Source organism: Streptomyces oryzae, from assembly GCF_017676365.1.
In the GTDB taxonomy this organism is placed as follows: Bacteria; Actinomycetota; Actinomycetes; order Streptomycetales; family Streptomycetaceae; genus Streptomyces; species Streptomyces oryzae.
Genome location: NZ_JADKMA010000089.1, coordinates 1 through 12040, shown reverse-complemented (window position 1 = coordinate 12040; position 12040 = coordinate 1). Strand labels below are relative to the sequence as shown.

Below are 12040 nucleotides of genomic sequence, written 5' to 3'. Positions count from 1 at the left end.
GGCGGGCCGTGCGGCGCCCCGCGCGGCCCGCCGGTCAGGCCGGTTGCGGGGATTTGGCCTTGGCCCTGGCCACCTGTTGGACGATGGCGGCGCAGAAGGGCGGGAAGTCGTCGGGGAAGCCGCGGCTGGTGACGAGGTTCCCGTCGATGACGACCTCCTCCTCGACCACCTCGGCGCCCGCGTTGCGCAGATCGGTGCGGATGCTGGGCCAGGAGGTGAGGCGGCGGCCACGGATCGCGTCCGCCTCCGCCAGGGTCACCGGGCCGTGGCAGATCGCCGCGACGGGTTTGCCTGCGCGCATGAACTCCCGGGCGAAGCCGACCGCGTCGGGGTCGGTCCGCAACTGGTCGGGGTTCATCGCGCCGCCGGGCAGCACCAGCGCGTCGTAGTCGTCGGCGGACGCGTCGGCGACCGTCCTGTCCACCGTGAGGGTGCCCGCCGGGTCGATGTCGTTCTGGCGGGCGTTGATCTCCCCGGTGTGCAGCGAGATCACCTCTGTGTGCGCCCCGGCACCGTGCAGGGCGCCGCGCGGCTGCTCCAGTTCGACGCGTTCCACACCGTCGGCGGCGAGGATGGCCACCCTCATGCCGTGCAGTACGGCGGTCATCATGCGGCTCCCTTCGGCCCCGGGCATCCGCTCGCGGCGCACACCTCCCCGACCAGCTTCTCACCCTGGATAAAAGTGTCAAACGGGGCGTATGGGGCGTATCTCCTGGCCGGTGCTCTCCCCGGCACCCACCAGGAACGTGCGCAGCGCGTCCGCGAGGGGTTCAGGGTGCGGACCGGCGGCGTATGCGGCGGCCCGGTTCCGGCCCTCCCCGCGCGCCCACTCCCACCAGTGCGCCAGCGCCCCGTCGGCCAGCTGCTCGACGGGGATCACCGCGGGCCAGCCCAGCGCCCGCGCCTGCGCGCTGACCTTGGCGCCGCCCGCCACCGGGTCGACTGCGATGACGGGCACCCCGGACCGCAGCGCCAGCACCATGCCGTGCAGCCGGTCGGTCAGCACCAGATCGACGCGGGCCAGCACGGCGTCCAGCTGCTCCGGGGTGCCGCACAGCCGCCAGTCCCCGGCATCCAGCCGGGTCTCCAGCTCCAGCCGCGCACAGTCCCGGCTGCCGAGCCAGGCCGTGACACGGCGTGCCGCCTCCTCGTGCCGCCGCCGGCCCGCGTACTCGTGCTGGCCCGTCGTGAGGACGGTCGCCACCACGGGCGGCAGCGGACGCGGCGGCCGGGTGCCCGCCGACAGGTCGGGCGACGGGCGTCCGGCCGGGCCGCCGTCCCGGGCGATCACCTCGTGGAACCCGCGTACGGCCGGGTCCTGCGGATCGATCACCGAGACCCCGACGGCGATGCGGCGGCAGTGCGCGAACTGCTCGTGCAGCGCCGCCGGCTGCGGGCCGCTGCACGGCCCGCAGACGAACAGCAGCAGGTCGTACGCGGCCGGCCGTACCGTCTTCAACGACAGCTCCCGCGGCGCGAATCCGGGGCTCCATGCCACGTCGTACGCCTGCCCCGACTCCCGCAGCACCTCCTCGGCCCGGCGCAGCGCCAGCACGTCCCCGGCCGTGACCTCGCCCTCCACGAAGCTGAACCACCCCGTGAGCAGCGCACGCCGGAACGTCATGGTGCCGCCCCCTGGGGCACCGGCGCCGCCGCGTCCGCTCCCGGCAGCGGCGGTGTACCCCCGCCCGGCGAACCCCCGGGCCGCGCACCCGCGTCCAGCAGCTCCGCGCAGGCCGAGGCGACCTCGTCCGGCGAAATCCGCAGTAGCCGCGGATCGGGCTCCGTGCCGTGCGGGTCACCGGGGCGCACCCCGTCACCCGGGTGCGGCCGCCACAGCGCGCGGTGCCGCGCACACCCGGGCGGCCCCCACAGCGCGGGGGACACCGGCCCGAACAGCACGACCGACGGCGTGGCGAGTGCCGTGGCGAGGTGGGCCACTCCCGTGTCACCGACGACCACCGCACGGGCCCGGTCCACCAGTGCGGCCAGCATGTCGAACGGCAGCCCCGCATCGGTGCCCGCAACGGCGGCGGGCGGCAGCCCGGCCCGCTCGGCGACGCCGAGGGCGAGGTCGCGTTCGCCCGGCCCGCAGGTGAGCACCACATCGGCGCCGCGGGCCAGCAACTGGCGGGCCACGGCGGCGAACCGCTCGGCCGGCCAGCGCCGCGCCCCGGCGTCGGCGCCCGGGTGCAGCACCACGGCTCCGGGTGCCGGAGACGGGGTGCCGGGCCGCCGCAGCAGCAGGTCGTCGGGGTCGGCGGGGATGCCGTACCAGGTCAACAGGCGGCACCAGCGCTCCCGTTCGTGCTCGTCGGGCCGCCAGTCGGGCGCCGAACCGTCCGCGTACGCCAGCAGCCGCCGCGGGGTGAGCCGGGCGAGGACCGCGCGGCTCGCCGGGCCGTTGCCGTGCAGATCGACGGCGAGATCGGGCGGCGGCCACGGCCACGGCACCCGGACCGGGACCTCGCGGTCCGCGGCACCGGCGGGCAGCAGGACGTCGACGGCGCCGACCGCACGCACCGCGTCGGCCAGCCATCCCGGCGCCGCCAGCACCAACTCGTGGTGCGGGAGCGCGCGGCGCAGCGCACGCAGCGCGGGCACGGCGGTCAGCAGATCCCCCAGCCCCAGCGCGCGGAGCACCAGCGCGCGCGGCCGGTCCCGGTCGCTGCCCGCACCCTCTCGCAGGACCAGCGGTCCCGGCCGCTCCGGTTCACCCCCGGGCCGCCCTGGCCACGCCCCGCCAGGCTGGCCCCGGCCGCGCCGCGCACCGCCGCCCGGCGGCGGGCCCGGGCCCTGCCTCGCGCTCAAGACGACTGCTCCAGACCGTCGAGTCCCAACGACCGCACCGTGCCGTGGTGGTCGGCGGCACGGCGGGCCAGTGCCGTTGTCGAGCGGCCGTCCAGATACGGCAGGAGCAGCACGCGCCCGCCCCACTCCTCCAGCGTGGCGGCTTCCGGAAGCCGCTCCGTCCCGTAGTCGCCGCCCTTGACCCACACATGCGGGCGCAGCTCCCGCAGCAGGCGCTCGGGGGTGTTCTCGTCGAAGACGGCGATCGCGTCGACGCAGTCGAGCCCGGCCAGCACCGAGACTCGGTCGGCCTCGGGCGTGATCGGCCGGCCCTCGCCCTTGAGCCGGCGCACCGACACATCGGAGTTGAGGCAGACGATGAGACAGTCGCCGGTGCGGCGCGCGTTCTGCAACATCCCGACGTGGCCGGCGTGCAGCAGGTCGAAGCAGCCGCCGGTGGCCACGACGGTGCCGCCGCGGGCCCGTACGGCGGCGGCCAGCGCACGCGCGTCGTCCGTCCTGGTGACCGGCGGCGCCGGCGGCGGGGTGCTGGGAACGCCGCCCCACAGCGCGGGGTTGCGTACCCCGCCCGCGGCAACGAAGCCGCCGGACAGCCGTACAGCCTCGTGGGTGGCCTCCTCCGGCAGCGCGCCGTCGGCCAGGGCACGTGCCGCGGTCGCCGCGAAGCAGTCACCGGCGCCGCAGGGGTCGCCGTCGGCCTCCTGGAGCGCGGGGAAGTACAGCGGCGCCTCGTCCCCAGGGCACGCCAGCACCGCGCCGCGGCGGCCCAGCGTCACCGCCACGGCGGCGCTGCGCCACACCGAGGCCAGTGCGGCGCCGCGCCAGCCGTGCCCGTGCAGTCCGTCGCCGTCCGTCTCCGGGTACTCCCCGGAGCACAGCGCCATCGCCTCCGCCGCGTTCGGCGTCACCAGCCGGGCCCCGGGGACCGGCGGCTCACCGCGCGGGTGCGGGTCCCACACCACCTGGGTGTGCCCGGCCAGTACGGCGAGTTCGGCGCGCAGCCGCGCCGCGACGCCGCGTCCGTAGTCCGAGACCAGCACCGTGTGCGCCCCGGCGAGCGCCGTACGGACCTCCTCGGTGACCGCGCCGACGGTGCCGCCGCCGCGGTCCACCCGCAGCAGCGGGCGGCCCTCGGCGCACAGCCGCGTCTTGACGGGCACGCTGCCGCGCAGCGGAAGCTCCAGGAGCCGTACCCGTGACGACAGCATGTCCCGCACCGTCTGGTCGGACCTGCTCCGGCCCAGCGCGGTGATCAGGACGATCTCCGGGCGGTCCGCCGCGTCCGGTGGGAAGGTGCCGGCGAGTGTCGCGGCGAGTCCGGCTCCGCCGGGGCGGTTGTGCTCCTCGGTCACGTCCAGCACGGGCGCGGGGGCGTCCGGGGCCAGGCGGTCGGCCTGGCCCTCGACGTCGGTGTCCAGCAGTGTGTCGCCGACGACGACGAGTGGGCGGGTGCGAGGCATTGGTGCGCTTCCTTTGTTTTGCCGGGTTCGGGGTGCGGCTGTCCTTTGTCCTGCCGGGTTCGGGGTGCCCCTGTCAGTTGTTTTGCCGGGTTCGGGGTGCCCCTGTGCGTTGTCCGCGGGCTGCGGGTTGGTTGTGGCTGGTCGCGCAGTTCCCCGCGCCCCTTATGTGCTTGTCCGCGAAGCTTGGGCAGTCTGCGCCAGGGGCGCAGGGTGGGCAAGCGCAGCCCCCCCCCCGCGCCGGGTACCGGTCATGGGGCCTCGAGCGTTGAGAGCAGGGCCTCAGTGGGTTCCTGCGCCGCGTCGAACGCTTCGCACAGCAAGTGCACGGCAACCAAGTGCACCTCTTGCACGGTTGCCGTCGTGTCCCCCGCAACGCACAGCGCAGCGTCACCCGCGGCGGCCAGCGGATTGGGCGCAGGACCGGTCAGCGCCCACACGCGCAGCCCCCGCTCGCGGCCCGTCAGCGCGGCGTTCACCAGGTTCTCGCTGCGCCCCGAGGTGGACAGCAGCAGCAGGACATCGCCGGGGCGGCCGTGCGCGGCCACTTGGCGGGCGTACAGATCGGCGAAGCCGTAGTCGTTGCCGATGGCCGTGACCGCCGAGGTGTCCGCGTGCAGCGCGATGGCCGAGTACGGGCCGCGTTCCCCCTGGTAGCGGCCGACGAGCTCGGCGGTCAGATGCTGGGCCTGGGCCGCGCTGCCGCCGTTGCCCGCGGCCAGCAGCCGCCCGCCGGCGCGCAGCGCCCCGGCCAGCTGCTCGCCCCAGGCGGTGACTTGGGCCGTGCACTGCTCCCGGAAGGCGGCAACGGCCGCTTCGAGTGCCTGGCAGTGTGCGTGTGCGGGATCGGCAGGAAGCATCTCGGACTCCTCAGGGGACGGCCGGGGTCACCGGCACGGCGGTCGGCTGTGCGGCGGCCCGCGTCGCGCGGGCGTCCAGCACGCGCCGGTAGACGTCCTCGGTCTGCGCCACCACGCGCGCCCAGCTGTAGCGGGACAGCACGCGCCGCCGCCCGGCGGCGCCGTACGCCCTGCCCCGCGCCGGCATCGCCAGCAGCGTGCGTACGGCCTGCGCCAGCGCCTCCGGATCGCGGGGCGGCACCAGCAGCCCGGTGCCGTGGTGTGCGACGGTGTCGCACTGGCCGCCGACGGCGGTGGCCACCACGGGCGTTCCGCAGCTCATGGCCTCCAGCGGGACGATGCCGAACGGCTCGTAGTCGGCGGGGCACAGCACGGCGTCGGCGGCGCGCATCAGCCGCGGCACCTCGTCCCTGTCCAGCCCGCCGGTCAGGTGCACCCGGTCGGCGACGCCGAGATCGCGGGCCAGGTCGCGCAGCCGCCGGGCCTCCGGGTCGCGGTCCAGCTCGGCGCCCTTGGGGCCGCCGGCTACGACCAGTTCGGCCTCGGGGATCCGGCTGAGCGCGGCGACGGAGAGCGCGGCGCCCTTGCGCGGCACCAGCCGTCCGATGTGCGCCAGCAGCGGGCGGTGCGCGGGGCTTTGCCACTGCGGGCCCGTCGGTGTGAACACCTCCGGGTCGACGCCGCACGGGACGACGGAGACGTGCTCGGCGCCCACCCGCATCGCGGCCAGCTCCGCCACCTCGTCCCGGCAGGTGGCGATGATCCGGTCGCAGCAGGTGCCGATCGCCGTCTCGCAGGGGATGCGCTCGCCGGGGCTGGTGTCGGCGTCGCCCTGGTGCCGCTTCTTGACGGTGCCCAGCGCGTGGTAGGTGTGCAGGAACGGCAGGGCGCGATCCTGTGCCGCCTGGAGGGTGGCCAGACCCGACATCCAGAAGTGCGAGTGCACCAGGTCGGGCCGCTCGGCCGCCCACTGGGAGGACAGAAAGGTGCCGAAGTGCCCCATGTAGGGCAGCAGTTCGTCCTTCGGTACGGGGCGCGGCGGGCCCGCAGGCACATGGTGGACGTCCACTCCGTGCCGCAGCGGCAGCCGCTCGGGCAGGTCGGGGGAGTCGCGGCGGGTGTAGACGGTCACCCGGTGGCCCTGCCCGGCCAGCGTCTCGGCCAGCCGCGCCACGTGCACGTTCTGGCCGCCCGCGTCCGCGCCGCCCAGCGCCGCCAGCGGGCTCGCGTGCTCCGAGACGAGCGCGATGCGCAGCTGCTCCTTCTTCCGGGCCGTCATCTGCGGGTCACCTCCTCCAGAAGCTGCTCCCAGCGGTGCAGGAACGGTTTGAGCCCGTAGCGGCTCAGCGCGGCACGCCGGGCGCGGGCCCCGTCCTCGGCTGCGGCCTGCGGTTCGTGGACGTACCGGCGTGCCGCCTCGGCCAGCACCTCGGGGCGTGTGGAGAGCACTCCGGCGCCCTCGGGGACCGCTTCGACCGCCTCGGTGGTGGCCAGCGCGACCACCGGCATGCCCAGGTGCATGGCCTCCAGCAGCGACAGGCCCAGCGACGTCCACCGCACCGGGTGCAGATAGCAGCGCCGCAGCGCCATCGCGGCGTGCAGCTGCTCCTGCGGCAGATCCTGGGCGCGGCAGCGTTCCGGCGGCAGTCCCAGGTGCCCGGGCAGTGCTGCGGTACGCATCCCGAAGACGTCCAGCGGTGCTGCCTCGCTCAGCGCGGGCAGCAGGTCGGTTCCGACGTACCGGCCGCGGCGTACGGGGTCGTTGACGACGACCGCCGCGCGGGCCAGCTCACCGGTCCACTGGTGTCCTGGATCGACGATGCCGTGCTCGATGACGGTGGTGCGGGTGGTGCCGTTGTCCCAGAACAGCCGGTTGAAGTGGGTGACGTGCACCAGCGTCAGATCGCGGCGGTCGGCGTACGGGTGCCTGGTGTCCGGCACGTCGCCGTCGGGCGCGTTGTGCTCGAGGTAGACGGCCGGGATGTCGCGGCCCGGCCGGCGCCCGCCCAGCCAGCGCGCCGCCAGCTCCTCCTCGTGCGGGCGCTGGAGGACGACGACGTCCACGTCCGTCCCGGCCAGCTGTTCGGGGCTCAGCTCCTGCACCGACTCCGGCCAGGCGAAGGTCTCCGCGCGGCCGAGGCCGTCCGGCCCGCGGTCCGGCAGCACCGGCACCAGATAGGTGTGCGGGCCCTGGACGAACGCCGTCGTCCAGGAGCCGTGCACGTGCCACAGCAGAATCCTCATGCGCGGGTCTCCAGAGCCGTCCGGTCGGTGGTGGTCCGGTCGGTGGTCGTCCGGCTGGTGGTCGTCCGGTCCGCCGGGGAGGCGGGCGGCAGCCGGTCGAGCGCCGCCAGCACCTCGTCGTCGGCCACCGCGTCCAGGCACGGGTGGCCCGGCACCGGGCAGCTCACCGCACGGGTGCCGGCGCACGGCGCGCTCTGGTCGCCGAGGAGTACGTGCGGCACTCCGAACGGCGCCCAGCGGTCGGCCGGTACGACGGGGGAGAACAGGCAGACGACCGGGGTGCCCACGGCAGCCGCCAGATGGGAGGGCCCTGTGTTGCCGACGATCGCCGCGCGGGCACCCGCGAGGACGCCCGCCAGCTCGTGCAGCCCGGTGCGCCCGCCCAGATCGAGGGCGTGCTCCCCGGCGACGGCGGCCGTCAGCTCCTTCTCGGAGGTCCCGCCGGTGACCACCACCCGGTGCCCGGCCCCGGCCAGCGCCGCCACGGCACGCGCGGCCCGCTCGCGGCTCCAGGCGCGGGAGGGAGCCGAGGCGCCGGGGTGCACCACGAGGTACGGGTCCGTACCGGTCAACGGGCCGGTGTCGGGCGGCGGATGGATCGCCAGGCCGCCCACGTCGCCGTCGGGCAGTGCGAACCCGGCGGCGGTCGCCAGGTCCATGGCCGCCTCCGCCTCGTGCCGGCCCGCCGCCCTGCGGTGCCGCAGCTCCAGCAGCGAACCGGGATAGACCTCGCTGTCCGCGCCCACCCATGGCACCCCGGCGAGCTTCAGCAGCAGCGCGATCGGCAGCGGGCTCTGGTGGAACGAGGTGAGCACCAGCGCCCGGTCGATCCGCCGCCGGGCGAGTGCGTCGATCAGCGCGGCGGTCTCCGCGCGGTCCACCGCCGCGGGGTCACGCCCCACCCAGGGCGCGTCGAAGGTGAGGACCTCGTCCACGCCGGGCAGCAGCCGGGCAGCGCCCGCGCCGAGCGGTCCGGCCAGCAGCGTCACCCGCCGCGAACCGGCCGCCGCCATCCGCGCCGCGGGCCCGGCCAGCAGCACGTCACCGACGCTGTCGAGCCGTACGAGGAGCGTGTGCGGGCTGCTCATGCCGGGCCTCCCAGGTGGGCGGGGGCACCGACCAGGGCGCGGACGGCTGCCGCCAGGTGCGAGGCGGTGCGCGGCGCCGCGCGGGTCTCGGCGGCGCGGGTCGCGGTGTTGGGCACCAGCACGCCTGTGGCCCCGGCCCGGTGCGCGGCGCCCAGGTCGGCGGCGATGTCACCGACCACGGCGGTCTCCGGCGGGCGCACCCCGAGCACCCGGCACGCGGCGAACACCAGCCCCGGCTCCGGCTTGCGGCAGCCACAGCCCTCCTCCGGCCGGTGCGGGCACACGGCGGTCACCGCGAGCGGCCCCACCAGCGCCTCCATCCGGGCGTGCAGCGCGTCCAGTTGCTCCAGCCGCAGGGCGCCGCGCCCGATGCCGGGCTGGTTGCTCACCACTCCGGCCGGCACCCCGGCAGCACGCAGCGCCGCCAGCGCCTCCCGCGCGGAGGGCAGCGGCCGCACCCGCCCCGGGTCGGTGTTGTGCGGTACGTCCTCGATCAGGGTCCCGTCCCGGTCGAAGAACACGGCGCGGGGCCGCCCGCACGCCGGTACCGCCGCGCAGGGCGGCGAACCCGTGTGAGGGAGCCGGATCAGCGGCTCCTCGGGCCCGTCCTGGTACCAGGTGGCAGTCGCCGAACGCAGCACCACGGCCGCCGGGCGCGCACTCCCCGGCGGCAGCGCGGACTCCACGGGCGCCTGACTGTTCATGCCCGCACCTCCCGTCCGCCACGGTTCGCTTCGGCACCGACAGGGCCCGCCTCCCCGCCCCTGGCGCCCCGCGCCGCACCTGCTTCCTCGCCGACGCACGGCTCCCCGCCCGCAGTGCTCGGCGGGGGCAGGGCGCGCAGCCAGGCGTTCGCCCAGTGGCAGGTGGCGACCGGGGGGATCAGGACGCTGCTGACGAGCATGGTGAAGCCCTCGTCGGGGGTAAGGGGACCCGGGCGCAGTCTGGCGTGCAGGAACTCGGCCGTTCCCAGCAGCCACAGCCCGCCCAGAACGGCTGCGGCGCGGCGGTGCCCGGCGGCGAGTGTGCCGAGTGCGGCGCCCGCGGCGGCTGTGACGGCAGCGTGCCGGGGCAGCCGGCCGCGGGTGGCTCCGGCGCGCCGCCACCAGTCGGGGCCGTGGATCCGGGTCATCAACACGTCGTCGGCGTTGCCGCGTTGGGCGCGGACCGAGACCCAGCGGCCGGCGGGCCGCACCGGGTGCACGGTGTGCCGCCGGCCGCGTACCAGCTGCCAGCCCTCGTCGAGCAGCCGCAGCGCCAGATCGGCGTCCTCCCTGAAGGCCCGGCGGAACCGTTCGTCGAAGCCGCCGACCGCTTCCAGCGCCGTACGCCGGTAGGCCATGTCGGCGGTGATCCAGCGCGCCCCGGCAAGACCGGCGGTGTTGCGCTCCCAGTCGGTGGGCGCCCGGTGGCCGGGCAGCGGGACGGTGATACGGCCCTGGCTGCCGGCCGCTGCCGGGCCCGCGGCGGCCAGATCGGCGGCGAGCCGCCGGGTCCAGTGCTCGCCCGGGAGCACATCGTCGTCCAGGAAGGCGATCCACTCCTCCTCGGCGGCCCGCCAGCCCACGTTCCGCGCCGCCGCGGGCCCGGCGCCCGCGCCCGTCACCACCTCGACCAGTGACGCCAGTGAGCCGGGCACCTGTACCGGCAGCGGGTCGCACGCGCGGCCCGGGCGGTCGTCGACGAGCACGATCCGGCGCGGGCGCGGCGGCCCGGCCTCGGCCAGCGCCCGCAGCGTCCCGGCCAGCGACGGCCTGCCCAGGGTGGGGATGACGACGGCGAACTCGGGCGCGGGGCCCTCCAGGTGTCCGGTGCTCATGTGGGCTCCCCTCGGACGGCGCCGAGCCCTTCGGGACGGCCGCGCACTCCCCGGGGCGCGTCCTCTCCAGGCCGGTGGAAGAAGCTCGCCCGGCGCACCACGTACGGGCCGATGGCCAGCAGATCCACCGGTGCGGAGCCGAAGCACTCCAGCGCGTCCCGCGGGTCGTCCACCATCGGCCGGCCCGCCGTGTTCAGGCTGGTGTTGACCACGACCGGCAGCCCGGTGAGCCGTTCGAACTCCGCCAGCATCCGGGCCACCAGCGGCTCCTGCTCGCGGTCGACGGTCTGGATGCGCGCGGTGCCGTCGGTGTGCACCACCGCGGGGATACGGTCCGGCCAGGCGGGCCGCACACCGTGGACGAAGAGCATGTACGGGCTCGGCAGCGGCCCCTCGAAGATCTCCGGGGCGCGCTCCCGCAGCACCATCGGTGCCACCGGGCGGAACTGCTCGCGCCCCTTGACGTCGTTGAGGCGCTCCAGATTGGCGGCCCGCCCGGGGTGCGCCAGCAGCGAGCGGTGGCCCAGCGCGCGGGGACCGTACTCCGAACGCCCCTGGAACCAGGCGACGATCGCGTCCTCGGCGAGCGCCTGCGCCACCGTCTGCGCCACGTCGTCGGGCCGTTCGAACGGCACCCCGGCCGTGGTCAGCCACTCGCGCAGCTGCCTCTCGTCCCACTGCCGCCCCAGGTCGGCCCCGCCCATCGGCTCGGTCACGTCCCCGCCGCGGGAGGCGAGCGCCAGCGCCCCGCCCAGCGCCGTACCGGCGTCACCGGCCGCCGGCTGCACCCATACGCGGGAGAAGGGGCCCTCGGCGGCCAGCCGTGAGTTGGCCACGCAGTTGAGCGCCACACCGCCCGCCATGGTGAGCAGTTCGTCGTGGGTGCGGCCGTGCAGCCAGCGCACCATGTCCAGCAGCGTGTCCTCCAGGCAGCGCTGCGCGCCGGCCGCCAGATCGGCCTGCTCCTGGGTCCAGCCCTCGCCCGCGCGGGCCGCGGGGGCGAAGCTCTCCCAGGGCACGTCCCTGGCGACGAATCCGCCGTCGCCCGTGGAGTGCACGTACTTGGCCAGCTCGGCGGCCATCCGCGGCCTGCCGTAGGAGGCCAGCGCCATCACCTTGTACTCGTCACTGGAGCGCAGAAAGCCCAGGTGCTCGGTCAGCTCCTCGTAGACGAGGCCGAGCGAGTGCGGCAACTGCTGGCTGTGCAGCGGCTCCAGGGCCGCGCCCCGGCGCCGCGCCGCCAGATGGGACGTCGACTCGCCGCGCCCGTCCACCACCAGCACCGAGCAGCGCTCCGCCTCGGGCGCGGCGAAGGCGCCGGAGGCCGCGTGTGCCATGTGGTGCTGGACGAAGTGCACCTTCTCGCGGTCCAGCCCTGGCAGCGCCTCGCACAGGAAGGACGGTGCCTCGCGCGCGTACGTCAGCCGCAGCGGGTCCCACGGGTCGTCCAGCCCCATGTCCACGGCGGGTTTGGCCAGGTCGGGGTCGAAGGAGTAGGCGACGGCGTCGATGTCCTGCGGCCGCAGCCCCGCCTCGGCAAGACACCAGGCGGCGGCCCGGTACGGGAGCTCCCAGGCGGCGAACGGCACCGGCCGCTTGCCGTGCTTGCGCCGGGAGAACCGCTCCTCCTCCGCAGCGGCGACCGTATGTCCGTCGACGACGAGCGCGGCTGCCGGGTCGTGGAAGAGGGCATTGATACCGAGAACGCGCATGGTCTGCCTTTCGCCGGGAGGGCCGGGGGCGAGGGGAGAGCCGGTCGCC

At 75.9% G+C, this 12040-nt stretch carries 11 protein-coding genes; all 11 read right to left on the bottom strand.

Features of this window, described 5'->3' with window-relative positions:
* Nucleotides 1-34: 34 nt before the first annotated feature.
* Nucleotides 35-607 carry a DJ-1/PfpI/YhbO family deglycase/protease gene (locus ITI46_RS18420; RefSeq protein WP_209240752.1) on the bottom strand — a complete coding sequence of 191 codons (573 nt, stop codon included), beginning with the start codon at nt 605-607 and terminating at the stop codon, nt 35-37.
* 78 nt (nt 608-685) lie between these two features.
* Nucleotides 686-1624, bottom strand: coding sequence for a polysaccharide pyruvyl transferase family protein (locus ITI46_RS18415; protein WP_209240741.1), 939 nt, complete (start codon nt 1622-1624; stop codon nt 686-688).
* The gene (locus ITI46_RS35525; RefSeq protein WP_209240751.1) at nt 1621-2694 is read right to left on the bottom strand and encodes a glycosyltransferase family 9 protein; all 1074 of its coding nucleotides are present in this window, start codon (nt 2692-2694) and stop codon (nt 1621-1623) included. Before ITI46_RS35525 ends, ITI46_RS18415 begins: the two co-directional genes overlap by 4 nt.
* Before the next feature lie 113 nt (nt 2695-2807).
* The gene (gene rfaE2, locus ITI46_RS18405) at nt 2808-4271 is read right to left on the bottom strand and encodes a D-glycero-beta-D-manno-heptose 1-phosphate adenylyltransferase (RefSeq protein WP_209240740.1); all 1464 of its coding nucleotides are present in this window, start codon (nt 4269-4271) and stop codon (nt 2808-2810) included.
* A 248-nt stretch (nt 4272-4519) separates the two neighbouring features.
* The gene (locus ITI46_RS18400; protein ID WP_209240739.1) at nt 4520-5128 is read right to left on the bottom strand and encodes a D-sedoheptulose-7-phosphate isomerase; all 609 of its coding nucleotides are present in this window, start codon (nt 5126-5128) and stop codon (nt 4520-4522) included.
* 10 nt (nt 5129-5138) lie between these two features.
* Nucleotides 5139-6407 (bottom strand): glycosyltransferase, encoded by a 1269-nt coding sequence (locus tag ITI46_RS18395; protein ID WP_209240738.1) that lies wholly within the window; start codon nt 6405-6407, stop codon nt 5139-5141.
* On the bottom strand, nt 6404-7372 hold the full coding sequence (locus tag ITI46_RS18390; protein ID WP_209240737.1) for a glycosyltransferase: 969 nt from the start codon (nt 7370-7372) through the stop codon (nt 6404-6406). The genes ITI46_RS18395 and ITI46_RS18390 overlap by 4 nt, the downstream gene beginning before the upstream one ends.
* Complete coding sequence (locus ITI46_RS18385) at nt 7369-8460, bottom strand: glycosyltransferase family 9 protein (RefSeq protein WP_209240736.1); 1092 nt, start codon at nt 8458-8460, stop codon at nt 7369-7371. Before ITI46_RS18385 ends, ITI46_RS18390 begins: the two co-directional genes overlap by 4 nt.
* A complete protein-coding gene (locus ITI46_RS18380) occupies nt 8457-9164 on the bottom strand; it encodes a D-glycero-alpha-D-manno-heptose-1,7-bisphosphate 7-phosphatase (RefSeq protein ID WP_209240735.1) in 708 nt (235 codons plus the stop codon). Before ITI46_RS18380 ends, ITI46_RS18385 begins: the two co-directional genes overlap by 4 nt.
* Nucleotides 9161-10279, bottom strand: coding sequence for a glycosyltransferase family 2 protein (locus ITI46_RS18375; protein ID WP_209240734.1), 1119 nt, complete (start codon nt 10277-10279; stop codon nt 9161-9163). Before ITI46_RS18375 ends, ITI46_RS18380 begins: the two co-directional genes overlap by 4 nt.
* Complete coding sequence (locus ITI46_RS18370) at nt 10276-11991, bottom strand: carbamoyltransferase family protein (protein ID WP_209240750.1); 1716 nt, start codon at nt 11989-11991, stop codon at nt 10276-10278. Before ITI46_RS18370 ends, ITI46_RS18375 begins: the two co-directional genes overlap by 4 nt.
* Nucleotides 11992-12040: the final 49 nt, after the last annotated feature.